This window comes from Pseudomonas delhiensis, assembly GCF_900187975.1.
Lineage (GTDB): Bacteria > Pseudomonadota > Gammaproteobacteria > Pseudomonadales > Pseudomonadaceae > Pseudomonas > Pseudomonas delhiensis.
The window spans coordinates 133,422-152,613 of sequence record NZ_FZPC01000005.1 but is presented as its reverse complement, the minus strand read 5'-3'; the positions used below and the strand labels follow the sequence as shown (position 1 = coordinate 152,613).

The following is a 19,192-nucleotide window of genomic DNA, read 5'->3' as shown; positions in this document are numbered from 1 at the left end:
GGTCGCTCCTAGTGGTAGCGCATGGATTGCGGGGTGGCGAAGAGGCCGGGGCGCAGCTCCACGTCGCCCTGCTGGTGCAGCAGCTCGCGGGTGCGCGGGTAGTTGCCGTGCTCGCCGATGAAATTGAGCAGCTCGAGGTAGCTGCGCCGGCTGTGGCGCAGCGCGGCCTCGCGCATGTCGCGGCTCTGCCGCGGGTCGATGCTCAGTTCCAGCAGCCGCTCGTGGCAGTTGCACAGGTATTCGGCGGCCTCTTCCGGCTGGCCCAGCTGCACGTGCAGGTCGCCGAGGTTGTGGTGGGAAATGACGAAGGCCATCACCGCCTCGTCCGGCTCGTGCCAGCGGCCCAGCAGCAACTGGGCGTGGGCCAGGGCGTGGAGGTAGTGCTCGCGGGCATCGATCAACTCGTTGCGGATGAAGCAGCGGTTCCCCAGTTCGATGGTCTGTTGCCAATGGCGCATGTCGCGTACCTCCACGGTGGGGGCGGCCTTCAGAGGCCGCCGGCGGTGAGTTTCTCGGGATCCAGCAGGGCCTCCAGGCGCTCGCGGCCGAGATCGGTGTTCTCCAGCGCCACCTCGATGATCGGCCGGCCTTCGCGGTAGGCCTGCTTGGCGATCTCGGCGGCCTTCTGGTAGCCGATGATCGGGTTCAGCGCAGTGACCAGGATGGGGTTGCGCGCCAGCGCCTCGCGCAGGCTCGCCTCGTTGACCTTGAAGCTGGCGATGGCCTTGTCGGCCAGCAGGCGGCTGACGTTGCCCAGCAGCTGGATGCTCTGCAGCAGGTTGTCGGCGATCACCGGCAGCATCACGTTCAGCTCGAAGTTGCCGGACTGCCCGGCCACGGCGATGGTCGCGTCGTTGCCGATCACCTGGGCGGCGACCATGGCGGTGGCCTCGGGGATCACCGGGTTGACCTTGCCGGGCATGATCGAGGAGCCCGGCTGCAGCGCTTCCAGCTCGATCTCGGCGAGGCCGGCGAGCGGGCCGGAGTTCATCCAGCGCAGGTCGTTGGCGACCTTCATCAGCGCCACGGCGAGGGTCTTGAGCTGGCCGGAGACGGCCACGGCGGTGTCCTGGGCGCCGATCAGCGCGAAGAAGTCGTCGCCCGGGCGGAAGGCCAGGCCGGTCAGGCCGTTTAGCTCCTGGCAGAAGCGCGCGGAGAACTGCGGGTGGGCATTCACCCCGGTGCCCACCGCGGTGCCGCCCTGGGCCAGTTGCTGCAGCGCCGGCAACAGCGCTTCGAGGTTGGCGCTGGCCTGGCGCACCTGCTGGGCCCAGCCGCCGAGCACCTGGCTCAGGCGCACCGGCATGGCGTCCATCAGGTGGGTGCGGCCGGTCTTCACGTAGCGCTGCACCTCGCCGGCCTTGCGCTCGAGGGTGGCCAGCAGGTGGCGCAGGGCCGGCAGCAGGCGCTCGTGGATTTCCAGGGCGGCGCTGATGTGGATGGTCGAGGGGATGATGTCGTTGCTGCTCTGCCCGCAGTTGACCTGGTCGTTGGGGTTGACCGCACGGCCCAGGCGGCGCCCGGCGAGGGTCGCCACCACCTCGTTGGCGTTCATGTTGGAGCTGGTGCCGGAGCCGGTCTGGAACACGTCCACCGGGAAATGCTGGAGGAAATCGCCGGCCAGCAATTCCTCGCAGGCGGCGACTATGGCCGCGCCGGTCTCGGCGTCCAGTTGCTCCAGGGCGACGTTGGCCCGCGCCGCGGCGGCCTTGGCCAGCAGCAGCGCACGGATGAAGGCGGCGGGCATGCGCTGGCCGCTGACCGGGAAGTTGTTCACCGCACGCTGGGTCTGGGCCCCGTACAGCGCCGCGGCCGGCACCGCCAGTTCACCCATGCTGTCGCGTTCGATACGGCTGTCAGTCATTCTGCTTTCTCGCTTACAGGTCGTGGTACGTCAGGGAAGGCGCCATCGGCTGGCTGGCCAGCCGGCGCGAAAGCTGTTGCAGGCGCTGCCTGCGCTCTGCGTCACCAGCCAGGCGGCGCAGGTCGCAGAGCGGGCGGTAGGCGTGATCGAGGCACAGGCCGCGCCAGTGCCAGGGCAAGGCGACGTCGGCGGCGGTGTCGAGCAGCAGCTGGAAGCACTTCTCGAACAACTGCCAGGCCGGCAGCGGCTCCCAGGCCACCAGGTAGCGCGTCTCGAACAGGTAGAGCTCCAGCAGGCGCGGCTCGTCGGGCTCCAGCGCGCAGCGGATGCGGGTACCCAGGCGGTACCAGCGGTCGAGCAGGGAGGTGTGGGTTTCGACGAACATGGCTGGCCCTCGAACGATAATGAGATTGATTATCGTTACGAGAGAAAGAAAATACAAGTCAGACCAAGGGCGTAGGGCAAATCGGGGAGGTAGTTTCGCCGGATGCTCTTCGTAGGAGCGAGCTTGCTCGCGAAGGGAGTTCCCCTGAAACGCCGCTGCATAGGGAGGCGCCTTTCCCTCTCCCTAACCCTCTCCCTGAAGGGAGAGGGGACCGTTCGGTGTATTTGGATGTTCTGCAGTTAGCCGGCAGCGCCGAAGGTTTCCGGCTGAAACCATTCCTCCTCTCGGCACGGACTGCCCCCTCTCCCTTCAGGGCGGGGCGCGCAGCCGAGGGCTGGGGAGAGGGCGCTCTTGGAGCAAACACCGAGCCTAGCCGGCAGAATGCCATTCGCGAGCAAGCTCGCTCCTACGAAAAAAGAAACGCCGCTTCCCTCGGCAGGAAACGGCGTTCTCCAGAACCACAGCCTGCTATCAGTTCCCAGCCACCATCATCCTTTCCACCAGCACCGAGCCGGTGTGCAGGTTGCCGCGGTTCTCCACGTCGTTGCCGATGGCCAGGATGCTGGCGAACAGGTCCTTGAGGTTGGCGGCGATGGTGACTTCCTGCACCGGGAACTGGATCTCGCCGTTCTCCACCCAGTAGCCGCCGGCGCCGCGGGAGTAGTCGCCGGTGACCAGGTTGACGCCCTGCCCCATCAGCTCGGTGACCAGCAGGCCGCGGCCCATGCGCCGCAGCAGGGCCTTCTGGTCCTCGTCGCCGTGGCTGACGAAGAGGTTGTGCACGCCGCCGGCGTTGGCCGTGCTGGGCATGCCCAGCTTGCGCCCGGAGTAGGTGCCCAGCACGTAGGAGACCAGGGTGCCGTTCTCCACGAAGGGCTTGGCGTAGGTGGCCAGGCCGTCGTTGTCGAACGCGGCGCTGCCCAGGGCGCCGGGCAGCAGCGGGCGTTCGTCGAGGGTCAGCCATTCGGGGAACAGGCGCTGGCCCAGGCAGCCTTCGAGGAACGACGACTTGCGGTACAGGCTGCCGCCGGAGATGGCGCCGAGGAAGTGGCCGAACAGGCCCACGGCGACTTCCGGGGCGAACAGCACCGGCACCTCGGCGGTCGGCACCGGGCGCGCGCCCAGGCGGCTGGCGGCGCGCTGGGCGGCGCGGCGGCCGATGCTCTGCGGGCTGTCCAGCAGCTCGCCGCGGCGCTTCACGTCGTACCAGTAGTCGCGCTGCATCTGCCCTTCGCCCTCGGCGATCATCACGCAGCTGAGGCTGTGGCGGGTGCTGGCGTAGCCGCCGATGAAGCCGTGGCTGTTGCCGTAGACACGGCAGCCATGGTGGATGTTCAGGGTGGTGCCGTCGGCCTTGGTCACCCGCGGGTCGGCGTCGAAGGCCGCGGCCTCGCAGGCCAGGGCGCGCTCCACCGCCTGGTCCGGGGTCAGCGACCAGGCGTGGTAGAGGTCCAGGTCGGGCAGGTCGCGGGCCATCAGCGCGGGGTCGGCCAGGCCGGAGCAGTCGTCCTCGGAAGTATGCCTGGCGATGGCCAGGGCCGCCGCCACCGTCTCGCGGATGGCCTCGTCGCCGGTCGCCGAGGTGCTCGCCGAGCCCTTGCGCTGGCCGACGTAGAGGGTGATGCCGAAGCCCTGGTCGCGGTTGAACTCGACCGTCTCGACCTCGCGCTGGCGCACGCTGGTGGACAGCCCCTGCTCCAGGGACACCGCCACTTCGCAACCGCTGGCGCCCTGGCGCTTCGCCTCGGCGACGATCCGCTCGACCTGCTCGCGCAGTGCCGGAAGTGCCTCTGGGCCGACGGCCCTGGCCTGTTCGCTCATTGCCAAACTCTCCTGTTCTGTTCCGCGGGCGGGGCATCGGGCCCCGTGGCCTCGCGGGCGGGCCGGACAAGCGACCCTCGACTCGTTATCATGGCGGCGTTTTCCACTGGACCACCGCCATGGCTGAATATCAAGACGACGACTCGCTGTTCGAAGAGAAGAGCAAGTCGCAAGTAAAACGCGAGCTGCACGCCCTGCAGGACCTCGGCGAGCGCCTGACCGCGCTCAAGCCGGACATGCTCGACCGCCTGCCGCTCACCGAGCCGCTGCGCCGCGCCATCGACGAGGCGCCCAAGCACAAGGCCAACGCCGCCCGCAAACGCCACCGGCAGTTCATCGGCAAGCTGATGCGCGACCAGGACCTCGACGCCATCGTCGCCCTGCTCGACCAGCTCGACAGCTCCACGCGCCAGTACAACGAGCGCTTCCACGCCCTGGAGCGCTGGCGCGACCGCCTCATCACCGGTGGCGACGAGGCCCTTTCCGCCTTCTTCGCCGAATACCCGGACAGCGACCGCCAGCACCTGCTGCAGCTGATCCGCCACGCCCAGCACGAGGCCGCTCACGACAAGCCCCCGGCCGCGGCGCGGAAGATCTTCAAGTACATCCGCGAACTGGACGAGCTCAAGCGCGGTCTCCGTTAAGCCCCGCCCGTCCTTCCCGGCGCCTCAGGCGCCGGTCCCGCCCACGGTGATGCCGTCGATCTTCAGCGTCGGCTGGCCGACGCCCACCGGCACCGACTGGCCATCCTTGCCGCAGGTGCCCACGCCGCTGTCCAGGGCCATGTCGTTGCCGACCATGGACACCCGGCTCATCACTTCCGGGCCGTTGCCGATCAGCGTCGCGCCCTTCACCGGGCGGGTGATCCTGCCGTTCTCGATCAGGTAGGCCTCGCTGCTGGCGAAGACGAACTTGCCGCTGGTGATGTCCACCTGGCCGCCGCCGAGGTTGGCGCAGTAGATGCCCTTCTCCACCGAGGCGATGATCTCCTCCGGCTCGCTCTGCCCGGCCAGCATGTAGGTGTTGGTCATGCGCGGCATCGGCAGGTGCGCGTAGGACTCGCGGCGGCCGTTGCCGGTGCGTGCCACGCCCATCAGGCGGGCGTTGAGCTTGTCCTGCATGTAGCCCTTGAGGATGCCGTTCTCGATCAGCACGTTGTACTGCGTCGGGGTGCCCTCGTCGTCCACCGACAGCGAGCCGCGGCGCCCGGCCAGGGTGCCGTCGTCGACGATAGTGCACAGGCTGGAGGCCACCTTCTCGCCGATGCGCCCGCTGTAGGCGGAGCTGCCCTTGCGGTTGAAGTCGCCTTCCAGGCCGTGGCCCACCGCCTCGTGCAGCAGCACGCCGGACCAGCCGGCGCCCATCACCACCGGCAGGGTGCCGGCCGGCGCGGGGACCGCTTCGAGGTTGACCAGAGCCTGGCGCAGCGCCTCGCGGGCGTAGGACATGGCGCGGTCTTCGCTGAGGAAATAGCGATAATCGGTACGGCCGCCGCCGCCGTGGCCGCCGCGCTCGCGGCGGCCGTTCTGCTCGACGATGACGCTGACGTTGAAGCGCACCAGCGGGCGGATGTCCGCGGCCAGCGAGCCATCGGCGGCGGCGATCAGCACCTGCTCCCAGACGCCGGCCAGGCTCACGGTGACCTGCTGGATGCGCGGGTCGAGGGCCCGGGTGGCAGCGTCGATCTTCTGCAGCAGCTCGACCTTCTCGGCGCGGCTGAGCACGTCCAGCGGGTTCTCGCCGGCGTACAGGCGCGTCGGCGCGACCGCCTTGAACGCCTGCACCCTGCCGTTCTGCCCGGCCCGGGAGATCGAGCGCGCGGCGCGCGCCGCCTGGGACAGGGCGTCGGGGGTGATGGCGTTGCTGTAGGCGAAGCCGGTCTTCTCGCCGGACTGGGCGCGCACGCCCACGCCCTGGTCCATGTGGAAGCTGCCTTCCTTGACGATGCCGTCCTCGAGCATCCAGGACTCGGAGACCTGGCTCTGGAAGTACAGGTCGGCGGCGTCGATGCCCGGGCCGCTCAGCTCGTGCAGGATCGGCTGCAGGCCGTCGACGTCCAGGCCGCCGGGGGCCAGCAGGTGCTGGCTGACGGATGACAACAACTCGCTCATGGCTACTCCGTAGGCGCCGGTCCGGGTACGGCCGGCGGATAGAATCTTCGATGGCGGACCACCGGCATGCGCTGCCGGACCGCCGCCTGTTCCGCGCTGTCGCGCTCGGCCAGCAATACCGCCTCGCCCTTGTCGCGCTCGGCGAGGATGCGCCCCCAGGGGTCGACGATGGCCGACTGGCCCCAGGTCTCGCGGCCGCGCGGGTGCGTCCCGCCCTGCCCCGCCGCCAGCAGGTAGCACTGGGTCTCGATGGCGCGGGCGCGGATCAGCACTTCCCAGTGCGCCTGGCCGGTCACCGCGGTGAAGGCCGAGGGCGCGCTGATCAGCTCGGCACCGGCCTCGCGCAGCCGGGTGTACAACTCGGGAAAGCGCAAGTCGTAGCACACCGTCAGGCCCAGGCGGCCGACCGGGGTATCGGCGACCACCACCTGGCCGCCGAACGCGTAGTCGTCGGACTCGCGGTAGCGGCCGCGGGCATCGGCGACGTCCACGTCGAACAGGTGCAGCTTGTCGTAGCGCGCCGCCCGTTCGCCGCGCTCGTCGACCAGCAGCGAGCAGGCGTTGGCCTTGGCCTCGGGCTGGCCGTCCGGCGGCAGCGGCAGGGTACCGGCGACTATCCACAACCTGAGGTCGCGCGCGGCGCTTTTCAACCACGGCAGGATCGGCCCCTCGCCCCGGGCCTCGGCGCGGCCCAGCTCGGCCAGGTCGCGGCGGCCCATGGCGGCGAAGTTCTCCGGCAGCACGGCCAGGCGGGCACCGCCCTCGGCGGCCTGTTCGAGCAGGCGACGAGCGGCGGCCAGGTTGGCCGGGACATCGTCCTGGCTGACCATCTGGATCACGGCGATGGACATGCGTCTCTCCAACAGCGACTGCGTTTCATCCTAACCGATGCCCGCCGGCTCTGCTCACCGGGGTTTCTCGAACGGCTTGTCGAAGGCGATCTCGGGGTTCTGCCAGGGGCCCTTGACGCTGTACTGCACGCTGGCGAAGCGGGCCACCTTGTCGCCCAGCAGCTTGTCCACCACGAAGAGCGCGCCGCCCACCGCCGGGGCGCCGACGATGAGCGCGGCCAGCGGCAGGTTGTTGGTCAGCGGCAGGGTCACCAGCAGCCTGGCGTCGATCTGGTCGTGGGCGAGGTCGAGGGTGCCGTTCATCTCGATGTTGCTGGACGGCCCGGTCAGCCTGATCGGCTCGCGGGTCAGGTAGACGCCGTTGGTGGCGCCGAGCACGCCCTGCACGCGGTCGTAGCTCAGGCCCTTGCCGAACAGGTCGGAGAAGTCCAGGCGCAGGCGGCGGTTGATGGCGTTGAAGTTGAGCAGGCCGAACACCCGCAGGGCCTGGGCGCTGCCCTCGACGTCGACGAACTGGCCCTTGCGCATGTCCGCGTCCAGGCGCCCGCCGAAGCGGCGCAGGCTGATGTAGGCCGGCGAGCCGGGCCAGTTGCCATCGATGTCCAGGCGGAAGCGGTCGCTGGTGGCGGTGGGGGCGAAGTCCCAGGCCTTGAGCACGTCGGCCAGGTTCTTGCCCTCCAGGCGTCCCTGGAAGGTACTGCGCGTCGAACCCACCGGCCCTTCCCAGCGCAACGTGCCGCCGACCTTGAGGCCGCGCAGGTCGAGGTTGACGTTGTTGAAGGCGATGCCGCTGGTGGTCGGGCGTACGTTGAAACTCCAGGCGCCGATGGGCTTGCCGCCCTGGGAGATCTGGCGGATGGCCACGTCCATCGCCGGCAGGCTGCGCGGGTCGAACTTCTCCAGCGGGTCGGGGGCGATGGTCGGCGCGGCGGCCAGGTCGTTGGTGGGGTTCTTCGGCAGGTCCAGGCGCGCCAGGTCGATCTGGATGGCCCGCTGGGCGCTGTCCGGGAATACCGCCTGGCCGGCCATCGGGGCGCTGTCGACGCCCAGCTGCCAGCCGCCGGAAACCCGCGCGAGGTCGACCTTGAGGTTGTCCAGGCTGGTGCCGAAGCCGCGGAAGTGGCCGATCCGCAGGTCGGCGCCGCGCAGCAGGCCCTGGGTATCGCTGGGCACGCCGCCGATGCCGTACTTCTTCAGCGCCGCCTGCCACTGGTCCGCGTCCAGGGTGTCCAGGTTGCCGCGCACCTGCACCCCGTTCCAGTTCGGCAGCAGCGCCGGGTCGCCGCCCAGGCGCAGGGTGCCGCGGCCGCCCAGGGGGTTGTCGGCGGGGGCGGCATAGGCCAGGCTGGCCACCTTGTCGTAGTTGGCCCAGTAGCGCCGCTCCGGGCCCTCGAGGGTCATGCGCCAGTCGCTGGCGCGGCTCTCCTCGGCGGCCTTGCCGAGGGGCGCCGGCAGGTCGATGGCCAGGCCCTTGAGGTTGGAGCTGACCTGCAGCTGGCTGTCCTTGCCGTCGAGCAGCAGGTCGAGCTGGTACGGCAGACGCCCGGAGGCCGGCAGCGCCTGGTGCACGCCGCCCCAGTCGAGCAGGCTCTTCAGCGCCACCTGGCCGCCCACCAGCACGCGGGTGCGCGGCCTGCCCGGGCTGCCCTCGGCGCGGATGCTGCCGCTGACGCGGCTGCCCAGGGCCTGGGCGCTGAGGTCTTTGGCGCTCAGGCCGCTGTTGGTGTCGTAGCGGAAGTCGCCCTTGAGCTGGGCCAGCTCCAGGGTGGGCTTGGCGATCTTCAGGCGCGCGCCCTCGGTGGCGAAGTCCACCACCACCCGCGCCTGCTTCGCCTGTTCCCTGGCCAGGGGGATGTCCAGGTTCAGGTGGCCCTTGAGCGGGCCCTCGCCTTCCCAGCCGGCGAAGACCTGCTGCACGCCCAGGGGCGAATCCTGGAGGATCTTCAGGCCGTCGCCCAGGCTGCTGTCGACGTCGCCATCGACGCGCAGGTGGGCGACCTCGCCCTTGGGCACGTGGGGAATGTCCACCTGCACGTTGCTCACCCGGCTCTGCAGGATGCGCCCGGACTGCGCGCGGATGCGCACGCCGCTGTCCTCCACCAGCACCTCGCCCTCGGCCTGGCTCAGCGCCGGCCAGCCCGGCTGGTAGTCCAGCTCGCCGTCGTGGACCTTGAAGTACAGGCTCATGGCGTGGTCTTCCGGCGCCGAGCCCTTCTTCAGCGAACCCTGCCACTGGAAGTAGCCCTGCTCGACGCGGCCGCCCCTGATGGCGGTGGCCAGCCAGCGGGCCAGGTCCTTGCTCATCTCCGGCAGCACGGTGGGCAGGAACTGCGGGGTGTAGCTGCCGTCGCCGTCCACCAGGCCCACGCGCAGGTCCATGTAGCTCTCTTTGTCGTGGTCGTGCATCAGGCGGATCAGCATGTCGCCGCCCAGCCGGCCGACGTCGCCCTCCACCTTCATCAGGTGGCTGCCGAGGGTGAAGGCCTCGTCGTCCCACTTCCAGAACAGCCGTGCGTTGGCGGTGCGGAAGCGCCAGGGCTCGGGGAACAGGGTGGCCAGGTGGAGCATGAAGTCCTTGGCCGAGGCGTCCAGCTGGCCGCCGCCGAGGTTGCCGCTGAAGGTGCCGTCGACGTTGGCCACCGCCGGCACCTCGTGGAAGGCGCTGACGCCGACCTTCTCCAGGTTCACGCCGTAGGCCAGGCGCTCGGCGCCCTGGCGCTGCGGCCACCAGTCGAGGTTGAGATGGTGCAGCACGCCCTGGGGCGCCAGGCCCTGCAGCCACGCCACCGCCTTGTCCGGCAGCGGCGCCAGGCTTTCCACCACCGGCAGCAGCGGGCCCAGGTCCAGGCGGTCGGCGCGCAGGCGCCAGTGTTCTTCGCCGCGGGTCTGCCGGCTCAGCTCCAGTTCCGCCTCGCCCCAGCGCTTTTCGCCGAGGTTGGCCGCCAGATCGTTGACGCGCAGGCTCATCTCCTCGCCCTGGCGCTGGAAGTACAGCCCCACGCCGAGGTCGCCGATCTCCACCGCCTCGCGGCCATCGAAGGAGGCCCGCACCTGCGGCGCATTGAGCCTGGCCACGGCCGCGCTCGGCTGGCCCTTGTCGATGCGCGCCCAGAGTTCGCCGCCGGCCTCCAGCCGCTGGATGCGCCATTGCCGCGTCAGGCTCGCCGGCAGCCACTTCGCCCAGTCGCTCTGCGGCAGGCTGAGGTAGGCGTCGGCCGAGCTGCGCTTCCAGTCCTCGCGGTCGATGCGCGTATCCACCCGCAGCGCCACCGGCTGGCCGTCCGGCAGGTTGAAGCGGCCGTCCAGGCGCTGGCCGAACACGCCGCTGTGCAGGGTCAGGCCCAGGTAGGTCAGGTTCAGCGTCTGCCCCTCGCGCGGCAGCAGGCTCAGCTGGCTGTCCAGCAGCGACAGGCGGCGCGGCGTCAGCAGCAGGTCGACGAGCTGGCGCGGGTCGCTGCCCTGGGGGCTGGCCGGCAGGCCCTCGACCTGCCAGTGGCCGTCCTCGCCTTCGCGCAGGCTCAGCTGCAGGCCCTGCAGCTCCAGGCTGTCGATGCGCGGCTGGCGCGCCAGCAGGCTGGCGGGGATATCAGGGGTCAGGCGCACCTGCTCCAGGCGCAGGGCATCGCTGCCCTCGCCGAGCTGGATGTCGCGCACCGTGATGATCGGGCCGAAGCCGCGCCAGCTGCCTTCCAGGGCGCCGATGCGCACCGGCATGTGCAGCCGCGCGCTGGCCTGCTCGGCCAGCTCGTCGCGGTACTCCGCCACCAGCGGCGCCAGTTGGCGCCCCAGGCTGACGTACAGCGCCAGCAGCACCAGGCCCAGGGCGCACAGCCCCAGCGCCAAGCGCAGCAGGCGCGCGAACAGGCGGCCGAAGGATTCCATGTCAGTAAAACGCCTCAGAGCAGGACGACGTCATACTGTTCCTGGGAGTAGATCGGCTCAACCTGAAACTTGATGGTGCGCCCGATGAACATCTCCAGATCGGCGACGTTGCCCGACTCTTCATCGAGCAGGCGGTCGACCACCTTCTGGTTGGCCAGCACCACGTAGGAATCGGCCTGGTAGGCGCGGGCCTCACGGAGGATCTCGCGGAAGATCTCGTAGCAGATGGTCTCGGGGGTCTTCAGCATGCCGCGCCCCTGGCAGCACGGGCAGGGCTCGCAGAGCACCTGCACCAGGCTCTCGCGGGTGCGCTTGCGGGTCATCTGCACCAGGCCCAGCTCGGTGATGCCGATGATGTTGGTCTTGGCGTGGTCGCGCTCGAGCTGCTTCTCCAGCGTGCGCAGGACCTGGCGGCGGTGCTCCTCGTCCTCCATGTCGATGAAGTCGATGATGATGATCCCGCCGAGGTTGCGCAGGCGCAGCTGGCGGGCGATGGCGGTGGCCGCCTCGAGGTTGGTCTTGAAGATGGTCTCTTCGAGGTTGCGGTGGCCGACGAAGGCGCCGGTGTTGACGTCGATGGTGGTCATCGCCTCGGTCGGGTCGATGATCAGGTAGCCGCCGGACTTGAGCAGCACCTTGCGCTCCAGGGCCTTCTGGATCTCGTCCTCGACGCCGTAGAGGTCGAAGATCGGCCGCTCGCCGGGGTAGTGCTCCAGGCGGTCGGCGATTTCCGGCATCAGCTCGTCGACGAACTGCGTGATCTTCTGGAAGTTCTCCCGGGAATCCACGCGGATCTTCTCGATGCGCGGGTTGACCAGGTCGCGCAGGGTGCGCTGGGCCAGGGACAGGTCCTCGTAGATCACCGTCGGCGCGCCGACCGTCTGGATCTGCGCGTCTATCTGGTCCCACAGCCGGCGCAGGTAGCGGATGTCGGCGAGGATCTCGTCCTCCCCGGCGCCCTCGGCGGCGGTGCGCAGGATGAAGCCGCCCTTCTCGACGATGCCCTCGGCCTCGACGCACTTGGCCACCACCTGCTTGAGGCGCTCGCGCTCCTGCTCGTCCTCGATCTTCAGGGAAATCCCGACGTGGCTGGTGCGCGGCATGTACACCAGGTAGCGCGAGGGGATCGACAGGTGGGTGGTCAGGCGCGCGCCCTTGGTGCCGATGGGGTCCTTGGTGACCTGCACCACCAGGCTCTGGCCCTCGTGGACCAGGGCGCCGATGCTTTCCACCGCGCTGCCCTCGCGGGTGGAGATTTCCGCCGCGTGGATGAAGGCCGCGCGCTCCAGGCCGATGTCGACGAAGGCCGCCTGCATTCCCGGCAGCACGCGGGCCACCTTGCCCTTGTAGATGTTGCCGACGATCCCGCGGCGCAGCGTGCGCTCGACGTGGACTTCCTGAAGGACACCGTTTTCCACCACCGCCACGCGCGATTCCATCGGCGTGATATTGATCAGGATCTCTTCGCTCATGCGCCCTTCCTTATCGCGCCCGTGTGCAGCGCTACTTCTTCAAGACTGCCAGCAAGGGATCGCGAAGTCAGCCAACAGTTCCGCGGTCTCGCACAGGGGCAGGCCAACCACCCCGCTGTAGCTGCCCTCGACGCGGTTGACGAAGATCGCCGCCAACCCCTGGATAGCGTAGCCGCCCGCCTTGTCCTGGGGCTCGCCGGTGGCCCAGTAGGCCTCGGCTTCGGCCTCGGAAACATTGCGGAACGATACCAGGCTGGTCACCACCCGCACCTCGCAGCGGTCGCGGTCGGCCACCGCCACCGCGGTCAGCACCTGGTGCTGGCGGCCGGACAGCGCGCGCAGCATGGCCAGGCTGTCCTCGCGGTCCGCCGGCTTGCCGAGGATGCGGCCGTCGAGCACCACCGCGGTATCGGCGCCGAGCACGCAGACGTCGGGCCTCTGGGCAAGCATAGTCAGTCCGGCCAGGGCCTTGCCGCGCGCCAGGCGCTCGACGTAGGCGGCCGGCGTCTCGCCGTCCCCGGGCGTTTCGTCGATGTTGCCGGAAACCAGGTGGAAGGACAGGCCGATCTGTGTCAGCAGCTCACGCCGGCGCGGCGAGCTGGAGGCCAGGTAAAGCTGGGGCATCTGCGACTCCCGGAAGCGTCCCGGCCGCCCCTCCCCCGGCCCCGTGCCAGGTGGGAAGCGGCGGGACGGGTATTAGTAGACCTTAAGGCGCTGGGCCAGGCCCTTGAGCAGCACCAGCACCCAGGGCCAGAGCAGGCCGCTGACCAGCGCCGGCAACAGGAAGGCCAGGGTCGGCGGGCGGTTGCCGGTCAGGGCGTTGAGCCACAGCTGCACCAGTTGCGCCAGGCCGTAGACCACCATCAGCACCAGGCACTGCTGCCAGACGGGGTACAGGCGCAGGCGCTGCTGCAGGGCCATGACCAGGAACACGATGAGGCTGAGGATCAGCGCGTTCTGCCCGAGCAGGCTGCCGTACAGCACGTCCTCGGCCAGGCCGCAGACCCAGGCGGTGACCATGCCCACCTTCTGCGGCACCATCAGCACCCAGAAGGTGAGGAACAGCGCCAGCCACAGCGGCCGGCCGATTTCCGTGAAGCTGGGCATCGGCGCCACCGACAGCAGCAGCGCCAGCAGCAGGCTGACCCAGATCAGCCAGCCGTTGCGCGGTCCTTGGGCGGGCATCAGTGACGGCTCCTTTGTGGCGCGGCCTGGGCCGGCGCCGGCGGATGCGCGGGCGTGGCGGCGGGCGTGGCGGGTGCCGGGGCGGCGCCCTGGGCCGGAGCGGCCGGGGCAGCAGGCGCGGCGGGTGCGGCGGGCACCGGCGCCTGGCCAGCGGCCTCCGCTGCCTGGCGGTCGGCCTCGGCCTGGGCCTCGGCGGCCTCGGTGGCGCGCTGCTCGGGGGTGCGGCTGTCGCTGAACACCAGCAGCACGTAGCGGCTGCGGTTCATCTTCGCGGTGGGCACCGCGCGGATCACCGCGAACGGCTGGCCGGAGTCGTGGATGACCTCCTTGACCACCGCCACCGGGTAGCCGGCCGGGAAGCGCTGGCCGAGGCCGGAGCTGACCAGCAGGTCGCCTTCCTTGATGTCCGCGGTGTCGGCGACGAAGCGCAGTTCCAGGCGTTCCGGGTTGCCGGTGCCGACGGCGATGGCGCGCAGGCCGTTGCGGTTGACCTGCACCGGGATGCTGTGGGTGGTGTCGGTGAGCAGCAGCACGCGGGCGGTGTAGGGCATGACCTCGACCACCTGGCCCATCAGGCCGCTGGCGTCGAGCACCGGCTGGCCCTGGAACACGCCGTCCTTCGCGCCCTTGTCGATGAGGATGCGCTGGGTGAAGGGGTTGGGGTCGACGCCGATCAGCTCGCTGACCAGCACCTTGTCGTCCACCAGGGCGGCGGAATTGAGCAGCTCGCGCAGGCGCACGTTCTGTTCGGTCAGGGCGGCCAGCTTCTGCAGTCGGCGCTGCATCAGCAGCGACTCGGCCTTGAGCCGCTCGTTCTCGGCGAGCAGCTCGCTGCGGCTGGTGAACTGGTCGCGCACGCCTTCCCAGGCACGCACCGGCAGGTCGGCCACGCCATAGAAGGGGGTCAGCACCAGGCCCATCTGGCTGCGCACGGGCTTGAGGTAGTCGAAACGCGCGTCGACCACCATCAGGCCCACCGAGAGCACGGCGAGCACCAGCAGGCGCACGCCCAGCGAGGGCCCTTTGGAGAATAGCGGTTTGATGACCAGCTCCTAGCTGATTGAAGGCGGTTGATGTTTCGCCGTGCGCGGCAAAACGTCAACCACCCTCAAGGCTCCCACCTCACTCGGTGGAGAGCAGGTCCATGGAGTGGCGGTCCATCATGTCCAGCGCCTTGCCGCCGCCACGGGCCACGCAGGTCAGCGGGTCTTCGGCGACGATCACCGGCAGGCCGGTTTCCTGGGCCAGCAGCTTGTCCAGGTCGCGCAGCAGGGCGCCACCGCCGGTCAGCACCAGGCCACGCTCGGCGATGTCCGAGGCCAGCTCCGGCGGGGACTGCTCCAGGGCGCTCTTGACCGCCTGGACGATGGTCGCCAGGGACTCCTGCAGGGCTTCGAGCACCTCGTTGGAGTTCAGGGTGAAGCTGCGCGGCACGCCTTCGGCCAGGTTGCGGCCGCGGACGTCCACCTCGCGCACTTCGCCGCCGGAGAAGGCGGCGCCGATCTCCTGCTTGATGCGCTCGGCGGTGGATTCGCCGATCAGGCTGCCGTAGTTGCGGCGCACGTAGGTGACGATGGCTTCGTCGAAGCGGTCGCCGCCGACGCGCACGGACTCGGCGTAGACCACACCGTTGAGCGAGATCAGGGCGATCTCGGTGGTGCCGCCGCCGATGTCGACGACCATGGAGCCACGGGCTTCCTCGACCGGCAGGCCGGCGCCGATGGCCGCGGCCATGGGCTCCTCGATCAGGTACACCTCGCGGGCGCCGGCGCCCAGGGCCGATTCACGGATGGCGCGGCGTTCCACCTGGGTGGACTTGCACGGCACGCAGATCAGCACGCGAGGGCTGGGCTGCAGGAAGCTGTTCTCGTGCACCTTGTTGATGAAGTACTGCAGCATCTTCTCGCAGACGCTGAAGTCGGCGATGACGCCGTCCTTCATCGGGCGGATGGCCGAGATGTTGCCGGGGGTGCGGCCGAGCATGCGCTTGGCCTCGGTACCGACGGCGACCACGCTCTTCTGGTTGCCATGGTTGCGGATGGCCACTACCGAAGGTTCGTTGAGGACGATGCCGCGTTCGCGCACATAAATGAGGGTATTGGCAGTGCCCAGGTCGATCGACAGATCGCTGGAGAACATGCCACGCAATTTTTTGAACATGGAAAGGGAACCCTGGACGATGCGTGGGTGAAAAATGCGCGGGTAAAAAAGTGCGGCAAACTCTAACAATGACGGGGATTTTGGGCAAGGCGGCATTGTGTTAAATTGCTTGACTTTCAGCGCCTTTAAGGCCTGCCCCAGCGGTCCCTGGGACCGCCCGCCGCGGGTTCCGTTCCCCCGCCTACGTTTCGTCCGGCCATGCGTCCTATCGACGCTGGCAGCTCTAGCCTGGAGACCCCCGATGGCGCTTGACCGCTCCGACGTGGAAAAAATCGCCCACCTGGCCCGCCTGGGCCTGGCGGAAACCGACGTCCAACCGACCACCGCGACCCTGAACAACATCCTCGGCCTGATCGACCAGATGCAGGCGGTGGACACCGACGGCGTCGAACCCCTCGCCCACCCCCTGGAAGCCACCCAGCGCCTGCGCGCCGACGTGGTGACCGAAAGCAACCAGCGCGAGGCCTACCAGGCCATCGCACCGGCCGTGGAAGACGGCCTGTACCTGGTTCCGAAAGTGATCGAGTAATAAGGAAGGACACGGACCCATGCTGCACCAACTGACCCTCGCCGAAGTCGCCCGCGGCCTCGCCGACAAACAGTTCTCCGCCGAAGAGCTGACCCGTGCCCTGCTCAGCCGCATCGAGCAGCTCGATCCGCAGCTCAACAGCTTCATCAGCGTCACCGCCGACGAAGCCATCGCCAAGGCCAGGGCCGCCGACCAACGGCGCGCCAACGGCGAGAGCGGCGCCCTGCTCGGCGCGCCCATCGCCCACAAGGACCTGTTCTGCACCAAGGGCGTGCGCACCAGCTGCGGCTCGAAGATCCTCGACAGCTTCGTCTCGCCCTACGACGCCACCGTGGTCGAGCGCCTGGCCGCCGCCGGCGCCGTGAGCCTGGGCAAGCTGAACATGGACGAGTTCGCCATGGGCTCGGCCAACGAATCCAGCCACTACGGCGCGGTGAAGAACCCCTGGGACACCAGCCGCGTGCCCGGCGGCTCCTCCGGCGGCTCGGCCGCAGCCGTGGCCGCACGGCTGATCCCGGCGGCCACCGGCACCGACACCGGCGGCTCGATCCGCCAGCCGGCGGCGCTGACCAACCTCACCGGGATCAAGCCGACCTACGGCCGCGTCTCGCGCTGGGGCATGATCGCCTTCGCCTCCAGCCTCGACCAGGCCGGCCCCCTGGCCCGCACCGCCGAGGACTGCGCGCTGCTGCTCGGCGCCATGGCCGGCTTCGACGCCAAGGACTCCACCTGCGTCGACCAGCCGCTGGACGACTACCTGGCAGCGCTGAACCAGCCGCTGGCCGGCCTGCGCGTCGGCCTGCCCAGGGAATACTTCGGCGCCGGCCTGGACGCACGCATCGCCGACAAGGTGATGGCGGTGGTCGAGGAGCTGAAGAAGCTCGGCGCCACGGTCAAGGACATCTCGCTGCCGAATATGCAGCACGCGATTCCCGCCTACTACGTGATCGCCCCCGCCGAGGCCAGCTCCAACCTGTCGCGCTTCGACGGCGTGCGCTTCGGCTATCGCTGCGAGAACCCGCAGAACCTCGAAGACCTCTACAAACGCACCCGCGCCGAAGGCTTCGGCGCCGAAGTGAAGCGCCGCATCATGGTCGGCACCTACGCGCTGTCCGCCGGCTACTACGACGCCTATTACCTGAAGGCGCAGAAGATCCGCCGGCTGATCAAGAACGACTTCGTCAGCGCCTTCGGCGAAGTGGACGTCATCCTCGGCCCGACCACGCCCAACCCGGCGTGGAAGCTCGGCACCAAGAACGACGACCCGGTCGCCCAGTACCTGGAAGACATCTACACCATCACCGCCAACCTCGCCGGCATCCCCGGGCTGTCGATGCCCGCCGGGTTCGTCGAGGGCCTGCCGGTGGGCGTGCAGCTGCTCGCCCCGTACTTCCAGGAAGGCCGCCTGCTCAACGTCGCGCACCAGTACCAACAGGTGACCGACTGGCACAAACAAGCACCGGCTGGATTCTGAGGACGACACACATGCAATGGGAAACCGTGATCGGGCTGGAAATCCACGCGCAGCTCGCCACCCAATCGAAGATCTTCTCCGGCAGCGCCACCACCTTCGGCGCCGAGCCCAACACCCAGGCCAGCCTGATCGACCTGGCGATGCCCGGCACCCTGCCGGTGCTCAACGCCGAAGCCGTGCGCATGGCCTGCCGGTTCGGCCTGGCGATCAACGCCGAGATCGCCGAGCGCAACGTCTTCGCCCGCAAGAACTACTTCTACCCGGACCTGCCCAAGGGCTACCAGACCAGCCAGATGGACCACCCCATCGTCGGCAAGGGCTTCCTCGACATCACCCTGGAAGACGGCACCGTCAAGCGCGTCGGCATCACCCGCGCGCACCTGGAAGAGGACGCCGGCAAGAGCCTGCACGAAGACTTCCACGGCATGAGCGGCATCGACCTGAACCGCGCCGGCACGCCGCTGCTGGAGATCGTCTCCGAGCCGGACATCCGCAGCGCCAAGGAAGCCGTGGCCTATGTGAAGGCCATCCATGCCCTGGTGCGCTACCTGGGCATCTGCGACGGCAACATGGCCGAAGGCTCGCTGCGCTGCGACTGCAACGTCTCGGTGCGCCCGAAAGGCCAGGCCGCGTTCGGCACCCGCGCCGAGATCAAGAACGTCAACTCCTTCCGCTTCATCGAGAAGGCGATCAACCACGAGGTGCAGCGCCAGATCGACCTGATCGAGGACGGCGGCAAGGTGGTGCAGGAAACCCGCCTGTACGACCCCAACAAGGACGAGACGCGCTCCATGCGCAGCAAGGAAGAAGCCAACGACTACCGCTACTTCCCCTGCCCGGACCTGCTGCCGGTGGTGATCGAACGCAGCTTCCTGGAAGAATTGCGCGCCAGCCTGCCGGAACTGCCGGACCAGAAGCGCGAGCGCTTCGAGAGCCAGTACGGGCTGTCCGCCTATGACGCCAGCGTGCTGTCCGCCAGCCGCGAGATGGCCGACTACTTCGAGCAGGTGCAGGGCATCTGCGGCGACGCCAAGCTTGCGGCCAACTGGGTGATGGGCGAGCTGTCCAGCCTGCTCAACAAGGACGGCCTGGAGATCGAGCAGTCGCCGGTTTCCGCCGAGCAGCTGGGCGGCATGATCCTGCGCATCAAGGACAACACCATCAGCGGCAAGATCGCCAAGATGGTCTTCGAGGCCATGGCCGCCGGCGAAGGCTCGGCCGATGCGATCATCGAGGCCAAGGGCCTGAAGCAGGTCACCGACACCGGCGCCATCGACAGGATGCTCGACGAGGTGCTGGCGGCCAACGCCGAGCAGGTCGAACAGTACCGCGCCAGCGACGAAGCCAAGCGCGGCAAGATGTTCGGCTTCTTCGTCGGCCAGGCCATGAAGGCCTCGAAGGGGAAAGCCAACCCCGGGCAGGTGAACGAACTGCTGAAGAAGAAGCTCGAAAGCTGAG

Annotated in this window: 16 protein-coding genes; 4 read left to right on the top strand and 12 right to left on the bottom strand. The window is 69.0% G+C overall.

Annotation, left to right across the window (positions count from 1 at the left end):
• Window positions 1–8: 8 nt before the first annotated feature.
• The 4 genes from CHC02_RS06105 to pmbA all read right to left on the bottom strand — a co-directional run bounded on the left by CHC02_RS06105 (window position 9) and on the right by pmbA (window position 4,070).
• On the bottom strand, window positions 9–458 hold the full coding sequence (locus CHC02_RS06105) for a hypothetical protein (protein ID WP_089390609.1): 450 nt from the start codon (window positions 456–458) through the stop codon (window positions 9–11).
• A 29-nt stretch (window positions 459–487) separates the two neighbouring features.
• Window positions 488–1,864: a class II fumarate hydratase FumC gene (gene fumC, locus CHC02_RS06100; protein WP_089390608.1), complete on the bottom strand. Its 1,377-nt coding sequence runs from the start codon at window positions 1,862–1,864 to the stop codon at window positions 488–490.
• A 13-nt stretch (window positions 1,865–1,877) separates the two neighbouring features.
• Window positions 1,878–2,249, bottom strand: coding sequence for a FagA protein (locus tag CHC02_RS06095; protein ID WP_089390607.1), 372 nt, complete (start codon window positions 2,247–2,249; stop codon window positions 1,878–1,880).
• Window positions 2,250–2,720: 471 nt separating this feature from the next.
• A complete protein-coding gene (gene pmbA, locus CHC02_RS06090; protein WP_089390606.1) occupies window positions 2,721–4,070 on the bottom strand; it encodes a metalloprotease PmbA in 1,350 nt (449 codons plus the stop codon).
• A gap of 119 nt (window positions 4,071–4,189) precedes the next feature.
• Here pmbA and yjgA point away from each other — a divergent pair, with 119 nt between their 5' ends.
• On the top strand, window positions 4,190–4,714 hold the full coding sequence (gene yjgA, locus CHC02_RS06085) for a ribosome biogenesis factor YjgA (RefSeq protein ID WP_043272347.1): 525 nt from the start codon (window positions 4,190–4,192) through the stop codon (window positions 4,712–4,714).
• Between the two features lie 24 nt (window positions 4,715–4,738).
• Here the strand turns inward: yjgA and tldD are convergent, their stop codons facing one another.
• From tldD to mreB, 8 genes are all read right to left on the bottom strand, one after another.
• A complete protein-coding gene (gene tldD, locus CHC02_RS06080) occupies window positions 4,739–6,181 on the bottom strand; it encodes a metalloprotease TldD (protein ID WP_089390605.1) in 1,443 nt (480 codons plus the stop codon).
• 2 nt (window positions 6,182–6,183) lie between these two features.
• Window positions 6,184–7,032, bottom strand: a complete 849-nt coding sequence (locus tag CHC02_RS06075; RefSeq protein WP_089390604.1) for a carbon-nitrogen hydrolase family protein — start codon at window positions 7,030–7,032, stop codon at window positions 6,184–6,186.
• Window positions 7,033–7,086: 54 nt separating this feature from the next.
• A complete protein-coding gene (locus CHC02_RS06070) occupies window positions 7,087–10,914 on the bottom strand; it encodes a YhdP family protein (RefSeq protein WP_089390603.1) in 3,828 nt (1,275 codons plus the stop codon).
• 14 nt (window positions 10,915–10,928) lie between these two features.
• Window positions 10,929–12,386 (bottom strand): ribonuclease G, encoded by a 1,458-nt coding sequence (gene rng, locus CHC02_RS06065; RefSeq protein ID WP_089390602.1) that lies wholly within the window; start codon window positions 12,384–12,386, stop codon window positions 10,929–10,931.
• 39 nt (window positions 12,387–12,425) lie between these two features.
• A complete protein-coding gene (locus tag CHC02_RS06060; protein ID WP_089390601.1) occupies window positions 12,426–13,010 on the bottom strand; it encodes a Maf family protein in 585 nt (194 codons plus the stop codon).
• A 72-nt stretch (window positions 13,011–13,082) separates the two neighbouring features.
• Entirely contained in the window at window positions 13,083–13,571 is a 489-nt protein-coding gene (mreD, locus tag CHC02_RS06055) for a rod shape-determining protein MreD (protein WP_089390600.1), read from the bottom strand.
• Entirely contained in the window at window positions 13,571–14,614 is a 1,044-nt protein-coding gene (mreC, locus tag CHC02_RS06050) for a rod shape-determining protein MreC (protein ID WP_089390599.1), read from the bottom strand. Before mreC ends, mreD begins: the two co-directional genes overlap by 1 nt.
• Window positions 14,615–14,693: 79 nt before the next feature.
• Entirely contained in the window at window positions 14,694–15,731 is a 1,038-nt protein-coding gene (mreB, locus tag CHC02_RS06045; protein ID WP_009617768.1) for a rod shape-determining protein MreB, read from the bottom strand.
• 241 nt (window positions 15,732–15,972) lie between these two features.
• Here mreB and gatC point away from each other — a divergent pair, with 241 nt between their 5' ends.
• From gatC to gatB, 3 genes are read left to right on the top strand one after another with little or no spacing between them, the layout of a single operon-like run.
• Window positions 15,973–16,260 (top strand): Asp-tRNA(Asn)/Glu-tRNA(Gln) amidotransferase subunit GatC, encoded by a 288-nt coding sequence (gatC, locus tag CHC02_RS06040; RefSeq protein WP_089390598.1) that lies wholly within the window; start codon window positions 15,973–15,975, stop codon window positions 16,258–16,260.
• Window positions 16,261–16,279: 19 nt separating this feature from the next.
• Window positions 16,280–17,734 (top strand): Asp-tRNA(Asn)/Glu-tRNA(Gln) amidotransferase subunit GatA, encoded by a 1,455-nt coding sequence (gene gatA, locus CHC02_RS06035; RefSeq protein ID WP_089390597.1) that lies wholly within the window; start codon window positions 16,280–16,282, stop codon window positions 17,732–17,734.
• A gap of 11 nt (window positions 17,735–17,745) precedes the next feature.
• A complete protein-coding gene (gene gatB / locus CHC02_RS06030; protein WP_089390596.1) occupies window positions 17,746–19,191 on the top strand; it encodes an Asp-tRNA(Asn)/Glu-tRNA(Gln) amidotransferase subunit GatB in 1,446 nt (481 codons plus the stop codon).
• The last annotated feature ends 1 nt before the right edge of the window (window position 19,192 follow it).